Annotated in this window: 14 protein-coding genes and 1 pseudogene; 6 read left to right on the top strand and 9 right to left on the bottom strand. The window is 65.4% G+C overall.

What is annotated here, in order from left to right:
* From GMOLON4_RS03200 to dxs, 4 genes are all read left to right on the top strand, one after another.
* Positions 1 to 771, top strand: a complete 771-nt coding sequence (locus GMOLON4_RS03200) for a DUF3710 domain-containing protein (RefSeq protein WP_084147322.1) — start codon at positions 1 to 3, stop codon at positions 769 to 771.
* A gap of 3 nt (positions 772 to 774) precedes the next feature.
* Complete coding sequence (locus GMOLON4_RS03205; protein WP_245575348.1) at positions 775 to 1,602, top strand: DUF3159 domain-containing protein; 828 nt, start codon at positions 775 to 777, stop codon at positions 1,600 to 1,602.
* A 34-nt stretch (positions 1,603 to 1,636) separates the two neighbouring features.
* The gene (gene acnA, locus GMOLON4_RS03210) at positions 1,637 to 4,453 is read left to right on the top strand and encodes an aconitate hydratase AcnA (RefSeq protein WP_026935996.1); all 2,817 of its coding nucleotides are present in this window, start codon (positions 1,637 to 1,639) and stop codon (positions 4,451 to 4,453) included.
* Positions 4,454 to 4,628: 175 nt separating this feature from the next.
* The gene (gene dxs / locus GMOLON4_RS03215; protein WP_051266143.1) at positions 4,629 to 6,626 is read left to right on the top strand and encodes a 1-deoxy-D-xylulose-5-phosphate synthase; all 1,998 of its coding nucleotides are present in this window, start codon (positions 4,629 to 4,631) and stop codon (positions 6,624 to 6,626) included.
* On the opposite strand, the gene GMOLON4_RS03220 is transcribed toward dxs, so the two are convergent.
* On the bottom strand, positions 6,574 to 7,728 hold the full coding sequence (locus GMOLON4_RS03220) for an SPFH domain-containing protein (protein ID WP_051266140.1): 1,155 nt from the start codon (positions 7,726 to 7,728) through the stop codon (positions 6,574 to 6,576). The two genes, dxs and GMOLON4_RS03220, sit on opposite strands and share 53 nt — an antisense overlap.
* Positions 7,728 to 8,177, bottom strand: coding sequence for an NfeD family protein (locus GMOLON4_RS03225; RefSeq protein WP_026935995.1), 450 nt, complete (start codon positions 8,175 to 8,177; stop codon positions 7,728 to 7,730). The genes GMOLON4_RS03220 and GMOLON4_RS03225 overlap by 1 nt, the downstream gene beginning before the upstream one ends.
* A 96-nt stretch (positions 8,178 to 8,273) precedes the next feature.
* On the opposite strand from GMOLON4_RS03225, the gene GMOLON4_RS03230 reads away from it, so the two are divergent.
* Positions 8,274 to 8,906, top strand: coding sequence for a GyrI-like domain-containing protein (locus GMOLON4_RS03230; protein ID WP_322745135.1), 633 nt, complete (start codon positions 8,274 to 8,276; stop codon positions 8,904 to 8,906).
* 75 nt (positions 8,907 to 8,981) lie between these two features.
* Here the strand turns inward: GMOLON4_RS03230 and GMOLON4_RS03235 are convergent.
* From GMOLON4_RS03235 to GMOLON4_RS03250, 4 genes and pseudogenes are all read right to left on the bottom strand, one after another.
* Positions 8,982 to 11,131, bottom strand: a pseudogene (locus tag GMOLON4_RS03235) (3-hydroxyacyl-CoA dehydrogenase NAD-binding domain-containing protein).
* A gap of 14 nt (positions 11,132 to 11,145) precedes the next feature.
* On the bottom strand, positions 11,146 to 12,288 hold the full coding sequence (locus tag GMOLON4_RS03240; protein ID WP_245575358.1) for a thiolase family protein: 1,143 nt from the start codon (positions 12,286 to 12,288) through the stop codon (positions 11,146 to 11,148).
* Between the two features lie 158 nt (positions 12,289 to 12,446).
* On the bottom strand, positions 12,447 to 13,640 hold the full coding sequence (locus GMOLON4_RS03245) for an HRDC domain-containing protein (protein ID WP_026935991.1): 1,194 nt from the start codon (positions 13,638 to 13,640) through the stop codon (positions 12,447 to 12,449).
* Entirely contained in the window at positions 13,627 to 14,244 is a 618-nt protein-coding gene (locus GMOLON4_RS03250; protein WP_265576766.1) for a DUF3000 domain-containing protein, read from the bottom strand. Before GMOLON4_RS03250 ends, GMOLON4_RS03245 begins: the two co-directional genes overlap by 14 nt.
* A gap of 56 nt (positions 14,245 to 14,300) precedes the next feature.
* Here GMOLON4_RS03250 and GMOLON4_RS03255 point away from each other — a divergent pair, with 56 nt between their 5' ends.
* A complete protein-coding gene (locus tag GMOLON4_RS03255) occupies positions 14,301 to 15,479 on the top strand; it encodes an alpha/beta hydrolase family protein (RefSeq protein ID WP_051266134.1) in 1,179 nt (392 codons plus the stop codon).
* A gap of 13 nt (positions 15,480 to 15,492) precedes the next feature.
* Here GMOLON4_RS03255 and GMOLON4_RS03260 read toward each other — a convergent pair whose 3' ends face one another.
* From GMOLON4_RS03260 to GMOLON4_RS03270, 3 genes are read right to left on the bottom strand one after another with little or no spacing between them, the layout of a single operon-like run.
* Entirely contained in the window at positions 15,493 to 16,245 is a 753-nt protein-coding gene (locus GMOLON4_RS03260) for a dihydrofolate reductase family protein (protein ID WP_051266131.1), read from the bottom strand.
* Between the two features lie 21 nt (positions 16,246 to 16,266).
* Positions 16,267 to 16,707, bottom strand: a complete 441-nt coding sequence (locus GMOLON4_RS03265; protein WP_026935989.1) for a SufE family protein — start codon at positions 16,705 to 16,707, stop codon at positions 16,267 to 16,269.
* Positions 16,704 to 17,609, bottom strand: a complete 906-nt coding sequence (locus GMOLON4_RS03270) for a sulfurtransferase (protein ID WP_026935988.1) — start codon at positions 17,607 to 17,609, stop codon at positions 16,704 to 16,706. The genes GMOLON4_RS03265 and GMOLON4_RS03270 overlap by 4 nt, the downstream gene beginning before the upstream one ends.
* Positions 17,610 to 17,676 lie beyond the last annotated feature (67 nt).

Here is a 17,676-nt window from a genome sequence, read left to right on the forward strand (position 1 = left end):
ATGGGACTGTTCGACATTTTCAAGCGCAAGGAAGAAACCATCAAGGCCGATCGACTCGTCGTCGAAGACGAGGACGCGGAGGCGACCGCCGAGGAGGCCGAGGCCGTCGAGGAAGAGGACTTCGAGGACTTCGCGAAGGAAGCCCCGGAGGACCGAGCCGAGAATGGGCCGTTCGACCGCGGCGAGATTGAGGCCGAGGGCGCGTATCTTGACCTCGGTGCCCTGCGTATCCCGATGCGCGAGGGGCTCGCGCTTCGCCTCGAGTTCGAGGACAAGACGCAGCGCGTGATCGCCGTGGGGCTCGACTACGAGGGTTCGACGATGCAGGTGCAGGCCTTCGCCTCGCCGCGCTCGAGTGGGCTCTGGCGGGATGTGCGCACCAAGCTCGCTGCGCAGGTCAAGAAGCAGGGTGGTCGCGCCGAGGAGAAGGTAGCCGAGGTAGGCACGATGCTGCGCACGTCGGTGCCGATCGTGCAAGGTAGCGACAAGCTTCGCGTCGTGCAGTTCCTCGGCGTTGACGGGCCCCGCTGGTTCCTGCGCGGGGTTGTCTCGGGCCAGGCGACGAGCGACGAGGCGAAGCTCGAGCAGATGATCGAGATCTTCCGCGGCGTGATCGTCGACCGCGGTGACCGCCCCGTGCCTCCGCGCGATCTGCTCGCGTTGACGGTGCCCGAGGCGATGGCCAATCAGATGGCCGCCTCGGCCGCGCAGCAGCGCGCACAGCGCACCGCGATGGCCGCGAAACAGCGCGAGCAGCAGGCCGGTCAGTAGCCAATGACGCAGGACACGGGTGCGGGCGAGGATGGTGCCGAGCCGATGAATGCTGAGCGACAGGCTGAGCGACAGAGCGTCGAGGACGAGCAGCTGCAGGAACGGCTTCGTGCAGCTGCGGAGAGTTCGGCGATCGGCAAGGTCGCGGACTCCGACTCGACCGGCGAGGCGCTGCTCGTCGCGATGGGCGGCTGGCGGGGGATTATCGAGGCACTGCTTCCGGGCATCCTGTTCCTCGTGCTCTACGTTGTGACCGGGCGGGTGACGACGAACGGTGGGACACTCCCATTCGGACTCGACCCGCTCGTCGTGTCCGTGGGCGTACCCGCGATCGCTGGCCTCGTGTTTCTGCTCGTGCGATTCGTGCGGAAGGAGCCGAAGGCCTCCGCGCTCGGTGGGCTGATCGGCCTGATCGTGAGCGGCTTCTTCGCACTGCGAAGCGGTGACGGAGCCGACTACTTCCTGGTCGGGTTCTGGACCAATTCGGCGTATGGGCTCGCCCTGCTTATTTCCATGGTTGTCGGCTGGCCGCTCATTGGCATCGTCTCTGGCGCGCTGTACGGGTCATGGAAAGACTGGCGACAGCACCCGCGTGTGCTCGTCTGGATGCAGGTCATTACGGGAGTGTGGGTCGGCTTCTTTTTGGCGCGACTCGCGGTCCAACTCCCGCTGTACTTCGCCGGTGCCGTAGAGGCACTCGGCGTTGCTCGCCTCCTGATGGGGGCACCACTATTCGCCGTATTGGTGGTGATCACGGTGCTCTTCGTGCGCGCGGTGTTCGCCCCGATCGTCGAAAGTAACCAAGAAACCGAAAAGGGTAAGGTATCTTGATGTCGAGAGACTTTTCCCGATCGTTAGGAGCACCGTGAGCGCAGTAAATAGCTTCGGGGCCAAAGACGTCCTAAACGTCGACGGCACCGATTACGAGATTTACCGAATCGACAAGGTTGAGGGCTACGAAAAGCTGCCCTTCAGCCTCAAGGTCCTGCTTGAGAACCAGCTTCGCACCGAGGACGGGGCGAACGTAACGGCCAACCAGATCCGTAGCCTCGGCAGCTGGGACCCGAAGGCAGAGCCCAACACCGAGATCCAGTTCACCCCGGCACGCGTGGTGATGCAGGACTTCACCGGTGTTCCCTGTGTCGTTGACCTCGCGACCATGCGCGAGGCCGTCAAGGAGCTCGGTGGCGACCCCGAGTCGATCAACCCGCAGGCTCCCGCAGAGCTCGTGATCGACCACTCCGTGATTGCCGAGCTCTTCGGCAACTCGGACGCATTCGAGCGCAACGTTGAGATCGAGTACCAGCGCAACGGCGAGCGTTACCAGTTCCTTCGCTGGGGCCAGGGCGCGTTCGAAGACTTCAAGGTTGTTCCCCCGGGGACCGGTATCGTCCACCAGGTCAACATCGAGTACCTCGCGCGCGTGACCTTCGTGCGCGACGTCGACGGCGTCAAGCAGGCATACCCTGACACGCTCGTTGGTACCGACTCACACACCACGATGGTCAACGGCCTCGGCGTCCTCGGTTGGGGCGTTGGCGGTATCGAGGCAGAGGCCGCTATGCTCGGCCAGCCCGTCTCGATGCTCATCCCGAAGGTCGTCGGTTTCAAGCTCAAGGGTGCGATCCCCATGGGCGTCACCGCGACCGACGTCGTGCTCACCATCACGGACATGCTCCGCCAGCACGGCGTCGTCGGTAAGTTCGTCGAGTTCTACGGCGACGGCGTCGGCCAGGTGCCGCTCGCAAACCGCGCCACCATCGGTAACATGTCGCCGGAGTTCGGCTCGACCGCCGCAATGTTCCCGATCGACGAAGAGACCCTCAACTACCTCCGCTTCACGGGCCGCTCGGAAGAGCAGGTGAAGCTCGTCGAGGCCTACTCGAAGGAGCAGCACCTCTGGCACGACCCGTCGATCGAGCCCGAGTTCTCGGAGTACCTCGAGCTCGACCTCTCGACGGTTGTACCGTCGATCGCTGGTCCCCGCCGTCCGCAAGACCGCATCGAGCTCACCGAGGCCAAGTCGCAGTTCGCGACCGACCTCGGCGACTACGCCGACACCCCGATGGACTTCGTCGACGTCATGAGCGAGGCGAGCTTCCCCGCATCCGACCCCGGCAAGATGCTGGATGAAGACGCCGAGTCGCTCCACTACGAGCGCCCGGCGCACCCGCACAACCGCGCATCCAAGCCCGTTACCGTGAGCAACAACGGCAGCGAGTTCGAGATCGACCACGGCTCGGTCGCCATCGCCGCGATCACCTCGTGCACCAACACCTCGAACCCGTCGGTCATGATGGCGGCCGGTCTTCTCGCCCGGAACGCGGTCGAGAAGGGCCTCGAGACGAAGCCCTGGGTGAAGACCACGCTCGCACCGGGCTCGAAGGTTGTCACGAACTACTACGACAAGTCGGGTCTCACCGAGTACCTCGACGAGCTGGGCTTCTACCTCGTCGGCTACGGCTGCACCACCTGCATCGGAAACTCGGGCCCGCTCGACGACCCGATCTCGCAGGCGGTCAACGACAACGACCTCGCTGTGACCGCGGTGCTCTCGGGTAACCGTAACTTCGAGGGTCGCATCAACCCCGACGTGAAGATGAACTACCTCGCGTCGCCGCCGCTCGTCGTCGCCTACGCGCTCGCTGGGTCGATGGACTTCGACTTCGAGAACGAGGCGCTCGGCAAGGGCAAGGACGGCGAGGATGTGTTCCTCAAGGACATCTGGCCCGCCGCGGACGAGGTGCAGAAGGTCATCGACGAGTCGATCGACACCGACATGTACACCAACGAGTACGCTTCGGTCTTCGAGGGTGACGAGCGCTGGCGTTCGCTGCCGACGCCGACCGGCGCGACGTTCGAGTGGGACGAGAAGTCGACCTATGTGCGCAAGCCCTCGTACTTCGACGGCATGACGCTCGAGCTGACCCCGGTCGAGGACATCAAGGATGCCCGCGTGCTGGCAAAGCTCGGCGACTCGACCACGACCGACCACATCTCGCCGGCCGGTTCGATCGCCGCGAATAGCCCCGCGGGTAAGTACCTCGCCGACCACGGTGTCGAGCGTCGCGACTTCAACTCGTACGGCTCGCGCCGTGGTAACCACGAGATCATGATCCGCGGTACCTTCGCGAACATCCGCCTGAAGAACCTGCTGCTTGACGGCATCGAGGGTGGCCACACCCGCGACTTCTCGCAGGATGGCGGCCCGCAGTCGTTCATCTACGACGCAGCGCAGAACTACGCCGAGCAGAACACCCCGCTCGTTGTCCTCGCGGGCAAGGAGTACGGCACCGGTTCGTCGCGTGACTGGGCGGCCAAGGGCACGAGCCTCCTCGGTGTCAAGGCCGTCATCACCGAGAGCTTCGAGCGCATCCACCGCTCGAACCTGATCGGTATGGGCGTCGTGCCGCTGCAGTTCCCGGCGGGCGAGTCGGCAGACTCGCTCGGCCTCGACGGCACCGAGACCTTCTCGATCGAGGGCCTCACGGAGCTCAACGAGGGTCGCACCCCGAAGACCGTCAAGGTCACCGCAACCCCGACCGAGTTCTCGGCCGAGGGCCGCGAGCCTGTCGTCTTCGACGCGGTCGTCCGCATCGACACCCCGGGTGAGGCCGACTACTACCGTAACGGCGGCATCCTGCAGTACGTGCTGCGCTCGCTCGTCGAGAAGCAGAAGTAATTCGCTCGAACAAGCGCCCCGTCGAACTTCGGTTTGACGGGGCGCTTGTCGTTTCCCGGCCTACTGTCCGGCGGGCCAGATCGAGTCCCGCAAGCCAGCGTCGTTCACGTGGCGTTAGGATGGGGCACTATCGGGTGACCGCTTGAGTCGCCAGCCGAGGGAGTGAGGGGATGCAGTGGGTAGCTCGATCCTTCCGAATATTCACGGGCCCGAAGATCTCCGGTCACTCAGCTCGCGCGAGCTTCGCATGCTGGCCAGCGAGATTCGCGAATTCCTGATCGAGCATGTCTCCCGCAGCGGCGGGCACCTGGGTCCGAACCTCGGGGTCGTCGAGCTCACCCTCGCAATACACCGCGTGTTCGAGTCGCCGCGCGACGCGATCATCTTCGACACCGGTCACCAGTCGTACGTGCACAAGCTTGTCACGGGCCGGCAGGACTTCGACGGACTCCGTGAGCGCGACGGCCTCGCGGGCTACCCGCAGCGCACCGAATCGGAACACGACATCGTCGAGTCCTCGCACGCATCCAGCTCGCTGAGCTGGGCCGACGGCATCTCGCGCGCGTGGCATATCGCGGGGGAGGACGATCGCACGGTCGTCACGGTGATCGGCGACGGCGCGCTCACCGGCGGCATGACGTGGGAGGCGCTCAACAATATCTCGGACGACAACAGCCGCCGCATGGTCATCGTCGTGAACGACAACGGTCGTTCATACGCACCCACGATTGGCGGAGTCGCACGCTTCCTCAACCGGGTGCGCACCGACCAGACCTATACCGACCTGCAGCGGCGCTCCGGCGAGGCTTTTTCGCGGGTAGGCGGCAAGCTTGGACGCAGCGTGTTTCGCGCGGTCCGGGGCGGGATGCACGGCTTCCTCTCGCGCTTTTCAAACGTCGACCGGCTCTATTCGAACCTCGACATCAAATACCTCGGGCCAATCGACGGTCACGATCAGCTCGCACTCGAGGAGGCGCTGCAGCAGGCGAAGCGCTACCCGGGCCCGGTCATCGTGCACGCGATCACGGAGAAGGGGCACGGATACCGCCCCGCGACCGAGGACCGAAACGACCAGTTCCACGCTGTCGGGCAGATCGACCCCGCGACGGGTTCGCCGCTGCGCGCTGCGACCGGCGAGTCGTGGACAAGCGTATTCGGCGCGGAAATGGTCCAGCTCTCTCACGAGCGAGAGGACATCGTCGGCGTCACCGCGGCGATGCTGCGGCCGGTTGGCCTCGCGCCGATGAAGGCCGCGTTTCCCGATCGTGTCTTGGATGTGGGCATCGCCGAGCAACACGCGGTCGCCTCGGCCGCGGGCATGGCCTACGGCGGGCTACATCCAGTCGTCGCGATCTACGCGACCTTCATGAACCGCGCGTTCGACCAGGTGCTCATGGACGTCGCGCTCCACAAGGCGCCCGTCACTTTCGCGCTCGACCGGGCCGGGGTCACCGGTCCGGATGGTCCGAGTCATCACGGGATGTGGGATCTCGCGCTCTTTCAGATCGTGCCGGGGATGCGCGTTGCGGCTCCGCGCGACGCCACCCGGCTGCGCGAGGAACTTCGCGAGGCCGTGGCCGTCGATGATGGCCCGACGCTGCTGCGCTACTCGAAGGGTCAGGTGGGCAGCGAGATCGAGGCGGTTGTACGGCTCGCGGACGGCGTCGATATTCTGCGTGCCGGCTCGAGTCCCGACGTGCTGATCGTGTCAGTCGGGTCGATGGCCGAAATCGCACTCGAAGTCGCCGAGTTCGTCGAGGCGCAGGGGATCAGCGTCACCGTCGTCGACCCACGCTGGGTCGTGCCCGTCGCCGCATCAGTCATCGACCTCGCCCGCGACCACCGCCTCGTCGTGTCCATCGAGGACGGCGTGAAGGTCGGCGGCGTCGGCACGCGCATCCGGCAGTCGCTTCGCGAGGCCGAGGTCGACACGCCCGTGACCGAGCTCGGGCTGCCCGATGCCTTCCTCGAGCACGCTTCGCGCGGGCAGATTCTCGAGGATGCGGGACTCACCTCCCGGCAGATCGCTCGCGACGTCGTCGACCAGGTACTCGGCACGCGCATCCCACACGCTCGGCCCGAGGTGCCGAGCGTGGACAAGTTCGCCGACGAGGCAGTGATTACGGATTTTGATCAGGTATCGCAGCTGAATCGGAGCCGGCCGCTGGAGTAGTTGCGGCGGTCGGGCGAGCGCCCGAACCCGGCGCGGACCGCTCGGCGACCTCTGCCTCCTCGGTCGCGGTCGCCGCATCCTTGTGCGCCTTTCGGAGCGCCTCATCCGGGTCCTCGAGCCCGTGTTCCTCGAACCGGATGTCGGTGTGCTCGCCCTGCCGGTTTTCGCGAAGTCCGCTCGGCGGGGCATCGAGGTCGGATTCCCTCCCCGGCACCTGCGTGCCGAGCGCATCCGCGACTCCCTGGAGCGCCTTCGCGAGCTCGCTCGGGACGATCCACATCGTGTTCGAGTCACCCTTCGCGATCTCGGGCAGCGTCTGCAAGTACTGGTACGCGAGGAGCTTGGAGTCGGCGTTCCCGCGGTGGATCGCGTCGAACACCTGCAGGATCGCGCGCGCCTCGCCCTGCGCCTCGAGAATCTGCGCCTGGGCGTTACCTTCGGCGCGGAGGATCTGGGCCTGCTTGTCACCCTCGGCGCGGAGGATCTCGGATTGCTTGATGCCCTCGGCATTGAGAATCGTCGCGCGCCGGTCACGCTCGGCGCGCATCTGCTTCTCCATCGACTCCTGCACGCTCGGCGGCGGATCGATCGCCTTCAGCTCGACGCGATTCACTCGGATGCCCCAACGTCCGGTCGCATCGTCGAGCACCCCGCGCAGCTGGCTGTTGATGCGATCGCGGCTCGTCAAGGTCTCCTCGAGATCGAGCGAGCCGATGACGTTACGGAGCGTCGTGACGGTGAGCTGCTCGATACCCTGGATATAGCTGGCGATTTCGTAGGTCGCGGCCTTCGGATCGGTCGGCTGGAAGAAGATCACGGTGTCGATGCTCACGACCAGGTTGTCGGAGGTAATCACCGGCTGCGGCGGGAACGAGACGACCTGCTCGCGAAGATCGACATTGGCTCGCGCGCGGTCGATAAACGGGATGATGAAGTGAAGTCCGGGATGCAGGGTCCGGTTGTAGCGGCCGAGTCGCTCGATGATGAGCGCGGTGGCCTGTGGCACGATTCGCACAGCCCGTGCAAGAACGACCACGGTGAACAAGATAACGAGTAGCAGGACGACGAACAGGACAATGTCGCCCACGGTAAATCCGGGCATCAGGATGCCTCCTCAACGATCGCGGTCGCGCCGTCAATGCGGACGATGCGAATCTTTTGACCGACGGCCACGGTCTTGTCTGGGTCGTAACTGCGCGCGCTCCAGGTCTCGCCGATGACCTTGATGAGACCGTCGCGGCCGGTCACGGTCTCGAGTACTTCGCCGTCGCGCCCCACGTACGCGTCGGCGTTCGTGAGCTCGCCAGGTCCCGCCGGCTTGAGCTTGCGCAGCGCGATCGGTCGCACGACCATCAGCAGGAGCGCCGAGACCCCGGCGAACACGAGCACCTGGGCGACGAGCGTGCCGCCGAAGAATGCCGTGCCCGAGGCGGCCAGCGCACCAACCATGAGCATTACGAACACGAAGTCGAGCGACGCGACCTCCACGAGGCCGAGAAGGAGCGCGGCGCCGATCCAGGCGAGCCATGCGAACTCGCGTAACCACTCCATCCGCGCCTCCCGTCATCTCCTTGACATCCGTCTCCGCGGCTTCTCAGTCGCCGGGCGCGATTGCTTTCATGGTAGGTCGGCAAGGTGTGTGACAGCATGGCAAACATGGACAACCTCGACCTCAAGCGGGTCCACCGCGAGCTGTACACGGCCAAGCGCGGACAGTTCACGCTCGTCGAGGTGCCGGAGCTGGTATACCTGCAGGTTGACGGCCACGGTGACCCCAACTCGTCGGCCGAGTACGGGGCGGCACTCCAGGCGCTATACACCGTGAGCTACGGCGCACGGAGAATCTGTAAGACTCGTCTCGAGCGGAAGCACACGGTCGCGCCACTCGAGGGCTTGTGGACGGCCGCAGACATGTCCTCGTTCGTCGATCGCCGGAAGGACGATTGGGACTGGACCATGATGATCGCCCAGCCCGATTACGTCACCGCGGAGATCATCGCCGAGGCGATCGAGGATGCGCGGGCCAAGTCGCTCGCGGCGTTAGATCGGCTGCGATTCGGCTCGTTCGAGGAGGGACTCAGCGTGCAGACCCTCCACGTCGGGCCATATGACGATGAGGGCCCGGTGCTGCAGCGAATGCACGAGGAGTTCATTCCGGAGCAGGGGCTCGAGATGACCGGGTCGCACCACGAGGTCTATCTCTCGGATGCGCGAAAAACGGTGCCGGAGAAGCTGCGGACGATCTTGCGGCAGCCGGTTCGGCGACGGGAAAACGGCTAGGGCGAGAGCCTTTGGATATGCGACCTGCGGTCGCTACTCAAGGTTCTCGCCCCTCGCGCTAGCGAAGAGAGCTCGCTATTGCTGGGCCCCTACGCCGCGGATCTGCGGGGTGTGGAACGTGCCGCCGAAGGTCTTCTCGCTCGCGCCGACTCGGTCGAGGTACGGCGTGATGCCGCCCGAGTAGAGCGGGAAGCCCGCACCGAGGATGAGGCAGAGGTCGATGTCCTCGACGCCGGCCACGACCTGCTCCTCGAGCATGATGTGGATCTCTTCGGCGAGGCCCGTCTCGACCCGGTCGCGGAACTGCTCGGCGGTCATGGGGGAGTTGCCGTCGGTGCCGACGATCTGCTTGAACTCCTTGGTGTACCCCGTCTTCTCGCCCTTGCCGTTGCGCTCAATGAGCTTCGCGCCGGCGTCGGCGAGCTTGTCCAGGTTGGCCGACTCGAAGAAGCGCTCCGGGAACGGCGCGTGGTGGGACTCGAGCACGTGCACCCCGACCTTGAGCCCCACGAGTTCGAGGAGTTCGAACGGCGTCATCGGCAGGCCCATCGGGGCGAGCGCGGAGTCAACGACCTCGATCGGCGTGCCCGTGTCGACGGCGTGCATCGACTCACCGAGCACCTTCGCGAGCACGCGGTTCACCACGAAGCCCGGACGGTCGCGGGTGATCACGACCGTCTTCTTCAGGTTCTTCGCAACCGCCATTGCCGTGGCCACGGTTGCCTCGTTCGTCTTAGTGGCGTTCACGACCTCGATCAGCGGCATCACCGCGACCGGGTTGAAGAAGTGGAAACCGACGAAGCGCTCGGGGCGCTGGAGGACGCTGGCAATCTCATCCACCGAAAGCGAGGAGGTGTTGGTCGCGAGGATCGCATCCTCGGCCACGATCTTCTCGAGGTCGATGAACACATCCTGCTTGACCTTGACTTCTTCGAACACGGCCTCGATGACCCAGTCGCAGTCGGCGAATTCGCTGCGGTCGGTCGTACCCGACACGAGGCCCTTGAGGCGGTTGTGCGTGTCGGAGTCGAGGCGACCCTTCGCCGCGAGATTGTCGAGCTCGGCATGGACGCCGGCGACGCCCCGGTCGACGCGCTCCTGATCGAGGTCGGTCATGACAACCGGAACCTGCAGGCGGCGCACGAAGAGGGTTGCGAACTGCGTCGCCATGAGTCCCGCGCCAACGATTCCGACCTTGGATACCGGCCGCGCGAGGGACTTGTCGGGAGCACCCGCGGGGCGCTTCGCCCGCTTCTGCACGAGATCGAACGCGTACATCGACGCGATGAACTGGTCGCCCGTGATGAGCTCGCCCAGTGCGTCGTTCTCGGCTTCGAAGCCCTGCGCGAGGTCGTTGTGCTTCGCGAGTGCGAGGATGTCGAGCGCGCGGAACGGCGCGACCGGTACGGTGCCGAGCTTCGATTCGACCGACTTGCGGGCGATCTTGATCGCAATGTCCCACTTCGCGACGCGCTCGAGCTTGCCCGGCTGGTTCGGTCGCGAGACCTTCTCCTTGCCAGTGAGCACGGCATCGGCGAACTTCAGCGAGTCCTCGAGGAAGTTGATCGGTTCGATAAGGCGGTCGACGATGCCGAGCTCCAGCGCCTGGGCCGCCTTGAGCGTCCGGTTCATCTTGAGCGGGTTCTCGATGATGACCTTGAGGGCGTTCTCGATGCCGATCAGGTTCGGGAGGATGCTCGCGCCACCCCAGCCCGGGACAAGCCCGAGGTAGGCCTCGGGAGGGCTATGGCCGGGCAAGATGCGTCGATCGTGCGGTAGTTCGAGTTCAGCCCGATCTCGAGGCCACCACCGAGCGCGAGTCCGTTAATGAACGCAAAGCTCGGGACGCCCATGTCGCCCAGCATCCCGAGGGAGTTGTGGCCGAGCTCGGCGAGGAGCCGACCCTCGCGGGGGCTCGCAATCTGGTTGACAAGCGAGAGGTCGGCGCCCGCGGCGAAGCTGAAGCGCTTGCCGGTGATCGCGACGGCGTCGATTTCCTTCGCCTTTGCACGGGTGCGCAGGATCTCGAGGGTCGTGCCGAGGCCGACGAGCGTGTTCGGTCCGAGGGTGTTCGGACGCTTGTAGTCGTGGTTGTTGTCGAGCGTGATGAGGGCGATCACCTTGCCGGAGGGCAGCGTGATGTCGCGCACCTTCGCCTCGGTGATGACCTCACCCTCGACGGGCTTGACGAGCGCGTCGTAGTAGCTGGGATCGAATGTCTGAATCTTCAAGGCCGTGTCTACTTTCCTGCTCGTGCGTGCTTCTTGCGGTTCCAGTTCGGGTTTTCCCAGATCATCGTGCCGCCCTGGCCGAGGCCGACGCACATTGCGGTGACGCCGTAACGGACTTCAGGGTGCTCTTCGAACTGGTTGGCGAGCTGCATCATGAGGCGCACGCCGCTCGCGGCGAGGGGGTGTCCCATCGCGATCGCGCCGCCGTAGGGGTTCACCGACGGGTCGTCATCCGCGATACCGAAGTGGTCGAGGAACGAGAGCACCTGCACGGCGAAGGCTTCGTTGAGTTCGAAGAGCCCGATGTCGTCGATCTTGAGTCCGGCACGCTCGAGCGCGCGCTCGGTCGACGGGATGGGCCCGAGGCCCATGACCTCGGGCTGGACGCCCGCGAAACCGAAGGAGACCAGGCGCATCCGGGGCTTGAGGCCGAGTTTCTTGACGGCCTGCTTCGACGCGAGGATGGATGCGGTCGCCCCGTCGGTGAGCGGCGAGGCGTTGCCAGCGGTTACTTTTCCGTGCGGGCGGAACGGGGTCTTCAGGTCGCGCAGCCCCTCCATCGTGGTGTCGGGACGCAGATGCTCATCGCGCGTCGCGAGGCCCCATCCGTTCGTGGATTCGAGGGCCACCGGCACGAGATCGCGCTCGAACTTGCGGGCGCCGTAGGCCGCGGCGACCTTCTGCTGCGAGCGCATCGCGAAGTGGTCGGCGCGCTCCTTCGTGAGCTCCGGGAAACGGTCGTGGAGGCGCTCGGCGGTCTTGCCCATGTTGAGGGCGTCGGCTTCGACGATTCCCTCCGAGACGAAGCGCGGGTTCGGATCGGCGTCGAGACCCATCGGGTGGCGGCCCATGTGCTCAACCCCACCGGCGATGGCGACGTCGTACTGGCCGAAGCCGATCGCACCGCCCATGAGCGACGCTGCGGTCATCGCACCGGCGCACATTCGGTCGATTGCAAGCCCAGGAACGCTGTTGGGCAGACCCGCGAGCAGCGCCGAGGTGCGGCCGAGAGTTAGCCCCTGGTCACCCTGCTGGGTGGTCGCGGCGATCGCCACGTCGTCGTATCGATCGGTGGGGATTTCGGGGTTTCGCTCGATCAGGGCGCGCATTGCCTTGACCACGAGGTCATCGGCGCGCGTCTGCCAGTACATCCCTTTCTCTCCGGCTCGGCCGAACGGTGTGCGAGCACCATCGATGTAATAGACCTCGGATCCGGTCACGTATCCTCCTTAGCCAGTTTTAGCCCGCATCCTCGCGGGCAACTCAAGTCACAATCTTATGCATGGTGTACTAGTTGAGCAACGCGTATTTATTGGGCGTCAACAAATGCGTCGGCAATGATCGGTGCAGTGATGTTGATTTGCCACTCGCGCGCTCCAAGCCTAGCGAGCTGACGAGAAATCGATTCAGCGCTCTCGCCGGAGGGCTCCCAGCACACCTGCCTAAGGAATGCGGGGGTGAGGAGGTTGTCCGTGGGAACGTGCAGTTCCTCGGCACGTGCAGCCACGGCGGGACGCGCCGCCTTGAAGCGTTCGGCGGCCTCGGGCCGCTTGTGTTCCCAACTCTTCGGATGCGGGATCCCGTTGCCGGTCCTCGTTGTTCGCTTTGGTAGATCGGTGGTCTCAAGGCCTCGCTCGACGGCGGCCCACCAGCGATCGAGCTGTGAGCGCGATTCCCGCCCGTTGAATTCCTTCAGCGCCGCGAGCTGTCCGCGAGTGCGGGGGAGCGCCGCCGCTGCGGCGGTGAGCGCGCGGTCAGGCACGATCCGCCCCGGAGCCGTGTCGGTCTCGCTTGCGTACTCGTCGCGCGCGAACCACAGCTCCCGTGCCACCGCGAGCTGCCGCGGTTGGCGCAGCGTCGTGCCTCGAGCGAGGCGTCGCCAGCGTTCGGGATCCTGCGGCTTCGGCCGGAAGTTGAGGAGGTACTCGAACTCCTGTCGCGCCCACTCGTCCTTGCCCGCATCCACGAGCTCCTCCGCGATGCGGTCTCGCACATCCACGAGTAGCTCGACGTCGAGCGCAGCATACGCCAGCCACGAGGTCGGAAGGGGCCTGGTCGACCAGTCGTCTGCCGAGTGCGCTTTGGCAAGCTCGATGCCGAGCTGGTCCTCGACGACCGCGCCGAGGCCGACCCGGTCTTTCCCGAGGAGGCGCGAGGCGAGTTCGGTGTCGAACAGGTTCGTGGGGTTGAGATCGATCTCGCGCATGCACGGGAGATCCTGCGTCGCCGCGTGGAGTATCCACTGCTCGCCCTGAATCACCTCGGCGACATTCGCGAGTGAGCCGAACGGGATGGGGTCGATCAGTAGCGTGCCGGTGCCGCGGCGGAAGATTTGCACGAGGTAGGCGCGGTCGGAGTAGCGGAATCCGGAGGCTCGTTCCGTGTCGATCGCGACAGGGCCGTGGCCCGATTGGAGCCGGTCGATTCCGGCTGCGAGCTCGGCCTCGGTGTCGATGACGTCGAGGTCGCCTCGCGCCTCGCGGCGGGCATCAACCGCGGCCATGGTTCCTGGCGATGTGTCGGATGGCGGGGACCTCTTTAGAATCGACGGGCGGCAGGCCACTCAGCATACAGAGCAGGGTGCTCCACGCCGCGACGTGCGGTGCGAGGTCGTCCGACTGCGGAGACCAAGATGCGCGCATCTCGATCTGCGAGCCCTCACCCTGCTCGGTGAGTTCGCCGAAGCCCTTCGAGTTCACGACAGTTACTGTGCCCGACGCGAAGTCGTAGTCTGCCTGCTCCTCCTCGAGCGCATCCATGAGCCAGGACCACGCGACATCGGGGAGCATCGCATCCGCGCCGATATCGGTCTCGAGCGGGGCCTGCGCGAAGCACACGACCCGAAACTGTCCGCGCCATGCCTCCGGTTCAGACAGGTCGTGCAACATGATGAATCGGCCGGTGCCGAAATGTGAGTCGCCTTCAAGCTGACCAGGGCTAACATCGGCGGCGAGCGCCAATGAATTTGGCGCGAGATCTTCGGGCGGCCGAATTTCTTGCACGCGTAGGTCGCTCCGGAACTCGACCGCCCGGATTGACTCTGCGGCGCGATCGAACTCCGCCGGTACTGGATGCAAACTGACCACCACGAGACCGAGGGTAGGCAAGCGCTGGGGAAGCATTTCGCAGGCGCGCCGATGACGAAGGGGACGGAACGGAAAGTATGGCTCGATCGATCAGGTGGCCGCTCAACCTTTGCGCGTTTCTCGCGGGATCCGCGGGCCTCACCTATGCGGGCCTCGGCGGGCTCGGGGTCTTGCTCGCGCAGAATGTCGTGACGAGCCGCCCAACCGCACCGGAGAACGTGCACGTGTATGCGGTCAACGAGGATCCGAGCACGCCCGGTTCAGGCACGATTGAGCTGCAGCGGACGCTCGAGTCCGAGCAGGCCGGCCAGTACACGCTCTCGTGGGCGCACGGCCTCGGGCGTGCCATCCTCGACGAGACCGTCGACGCGACTGCGACGACCGTGACGCGAAGGTTTCACGGGGTGGACGGCATCCCGATTCGGGGCACGAAGCGGCTGCGCGTGATGTCGGCGCCGCAGCGGGGCATCAAGGATCTCGGTCTGCCGTGGGAGGAAGTCACCTACCCGACCGAGCTTGGCCCTGCGGTTGCGTGGCAGATCCCCGCGACCGAGCCGAAACCCGGCCACTGGATCATTCACGTGCACGGCCGCGGCGCAACCCGAGTCGAGCCGCTGCGCACCGTGCCGCTGGCCGCGGCGCGCGGCTGGAACTCGCTCGTCATCACTTACCGAAACGACCGCGGGGCGCCCTCCGCGCCCGGAGGTCACTACGGCCTCGGGCTCACCGAGTGGCGGGACGTAGATGCGGCGATCGAGTGGGCGGTCGGTCGTGGCGCGCGGCGCATCCTGCTTGTCGGTTGGTCGATGGGCGGGACGATCGTGACCCAGACGTATTTCCGTTCGCGATACAGTCCGCTAGTGGAGGGCATCATGCTCGAGTCGCCCGGCGTCGACTGGCGCGCGACGCTCGAGTATCAGCCGATCGTGCGCCGGGTCCCCGATGAATCGAAGCGATTCGCGAACTGGCTGCTGAGTTCACAGGCCGGTCGGCTGTTTCTGCAGCTGAAGGAGCCGATCAACCTCGACGAGGTCGACCTCGTCGCCCGTGCCCACGAGGTCGATGTGCCGGTGCTCCTGCTGCACTCCGCGGGCGACACCGTCGTGCCGGTCGGCCCCAGCCGCACGCTCGCGAAGACAATTCCCGAGTTCGTCGAGTACGAGGAATTCGCGGGTGCCCGGCACGTTCGGCTCTGGAATCGCGAGCCACAGCGATGGGAGCGCGTGGTCGGGCAGTGGTTGGATGAGCGGGGCTGAGTCGGATGCGGGGCTAGAGCGTCGTGACCAGTCGCTGGTAGATGAACTCGGCCGAGTCCTCGAGGAGAAGCTCGCGCTCGAATTTCGTGCCCGCGACCGACCCGGGAAGCGAGGTCGCCTCATTGGGCGCGAACACGGGGGCCTGCGTGAGGCAGATCTCGTTGAGGCGCCCCTCATCGAGGAACTGGCTGATGAGCCGATTGCCGCCTTCGACCACGATCTGGTGGAGATCGCGCTCGCGGAGCGCTGCGATTACTTCCTCGAGCGCGATGCGCCCGCCCTGCGGCTCGAGCGCCTGAATCTGTGCCCCGGGCATGGTGCGCTCGACCTCTCCACGCGCATCCGGAGGGCAGCACACGAGTACTGACTCCGCCGCATCCGCCTCGGAGATGCGATGGCCCGTGAGATTCCCGGAAGCGGTGACCACGCACAGCCACGTCGGCTTGGTCGAGAGGTGCCGCTCGTTGCGGACCGTCTCGGCGCCGACGACGATCGCGTCACTCATGCGCCGAATCACCGAGAGGATGCGACGGTCGGCGCGATTCGAGAGCGAGTCGGAGGTACCGTCCGACCCCGTCACCCGACCGTTGAGGGAACCGATCATATTCATCCGCACCCAGTGCGGGCGCGGCGGGGAATAGAGCTCGCGGATGCGCTCATCAACCGCAGGATCGCGGAGGTCGAGTTCCTGCGGTGCAGTACCGCTGCGCGACGCCAGCACCCGCAGGCGCTCCGGGTCTGGCATCGCGTCGATTGCAATCGCCACGGGTGGTTCCTCGTTATCTGATTATTGGGATGCTTGGCGGTCGAGGTGTTCCTTGACCTGGCGCTTGACTCGGCCGAGCATCCCGACCATACCGCGAAGGCGCAGGGGTGAAACCTGCTTCGTGATGCCGAGGTCGAAGGGGAAGTCGGCAGGGACGTCGAGGATTTCCTCCGTGGTGAGGCCGCTCAAACCCTGCACGAGAATCGACGCAAAGCCGCGCGTGGTCGGTGCCTCGGCGGGCGCCTTCGCGAACATCTGCACGCGACCGTCGTCCGAGACCTCCGTCGTGATGAACACCGGTGACTGGCACTCAATCACCTGCTCGAACTCGACATCGGCATACTGCTCGGGGACTTCGGGCAGCTCATCCGAGAACTCGAGGAGGAGCGTGAGCTTGTCGGCATCAGGGACGGCGAGGAAATCCTCGCGAATCTCAGCGAGTTGCTGGGGGAGTGCGCTCATCGGGTCTTCAGCTCTCCCGGCTCTTCGCCCTTCACGATCGGCACACCGACGAGCGAACCCCACTCTGTCCAGGAACCGTCGTAATTGCGCACATTCTCGAAACCGAGGAGGTGCTGCAGCACGAACCACGTGTGGCTCGAGCGTTCGCCGATGCGGCAGTATGCGATCAGGTCTTCTTCGGGCTTGTAGCCGAGCTCGTCCTGGTAGATGGCCTCCAGCTCGGCACGAGTCTTGAACGTACTGTCCTCGGCCGCGGCGCGTGCCCACGGCACGCTCTTCGCGGTCGGGATGTGGCCGCCACGGAGCGCGCCCTCGTCGGGGTAGTCCGGCATCGTCGTGCGTTCGCCCGAGTATTCGAGCGGGCTGCGGACATCGAGAAGCGGGCCGCTCGCTTCGAGGTGCTCGAGCACGTGCTCGCGAGTAGCGCGAATGGGTGCGTCGTTGCGCTCGATGATCGGATACTCGACGAGCTCGCGGCTCGGTACCTCTCGGGTCAGCTCGCGACCCTCCGCGATCCACTTGTCGCGGCCGCCGTCGAGGAGTCGCACATCCTCGTGGCCGAAGAGGGTGAACACCCAGAGCGCGTACGCAGCCCACCAGTTCGACCGGTCGCCGTAGATCACGACCGTGTCGTTACGGGCGATGCCGAGCCCGCCGAGGAGCTTCGCGAACGATTCACCGTCCACGTAATCGCGCACGACTTCATCGTTGAGGTCGGTGTGCCAGTCGATCTTCACCGATCCCGGGATGTGACCGGTGTCGTACAACAGCACGTCTTCGTCGGACTCGACGACGACGAGGCCCTTGCGGTCGAGGTTTTCGGCCAGCCACTGCGTCGACACGAGCCGCTCGGGGTGCGCGTACTCGGCAAACTTCGGGTGCGGATCAATTTCAATGCTCACGAAAACTCTCCTGGGTCGGTGATAACGCGCTCCCAGGCTAGACGAGCCTGCGAGCCGCAAGCCGGAA

The organism is Gulosibacter molinativorax (genome assembly GCF_003010915.2).
Taxonomy (GTDB): domain Bacteria; phylum Actinomycetota; class Actinomycetes; order Actinomycetales; family Microbacteriaceae; genus Gulosibacter; species Gulosibacter molinativorax.

Bases quoted from the DNA above. Each gene is read 5' to 3' on its own strand.
- GMOLON4_RS03265 (WP_026935989.1), bottom strand. From the start codon at position 16,707: ATGAGCGCACTCCCCCAGCAACTCGCTGAGATTCGCGAGGATTTCCTC.
- GMOLON4_RS03245 (WP_026935991.1), bottom strand. From the start codon at position 13,640: ATGGCCGCGGTTGATGCCCGCCGCGAGGCGCGAGGCGACCTCGACGTC.
- GMOLON4_RS03240 (WP_245575358.1), bottom strand. From the start codon at position 12,288: ATGTACTGGCAGACGCGCGCCGATGACCTCGTGGTCAAGGCAATGCGC.
- GMOLON4_RS03205 (WP_245575348.1), top strand. From the start codon at position 775: ATGACGCAGGACACGGGTGCGGGCGAGGATGGTGCCGAGCCGATGAAT.
- GMOLON4_RS03220 (WP_051266140.1), bottom strand. From the start codon at position 7,728: ATGCCCGGATTTACCGTGGGCGACATTGTCCTGTTCGTCGTCCTGCTA.
- GMOLON4_RS03230 (WP_322745135.1), top strand. From the start codon at position 8,274: ATGGCAAACATGGACAACCTCGACCTCAAGCGGGTCCACCGCGAGCTG.
- GMOLON4_RS03200 (WP_084147322.1), top strand. From the start codon at position 1: ATGGGACTGTTCGACATTTTCAAGCGCAAGGAAGAAACCATCAAGGCC.
- GMOLON4_RS03225 (WP_026935995.1), bottom strand. From the start codon at position 8,177: ATGGAGTGGTTACGCGAGTTCGCATGGCTCGCCTGGATCGGCGCCGCG.
- GMOLON4_RS03255 (WP_051266134.1), top strand. From the start codon at position 14,301: ATGGCTCGATCGATCAGGTGGCCGCTCAACCTTTGCGCGTTTCTCGCG.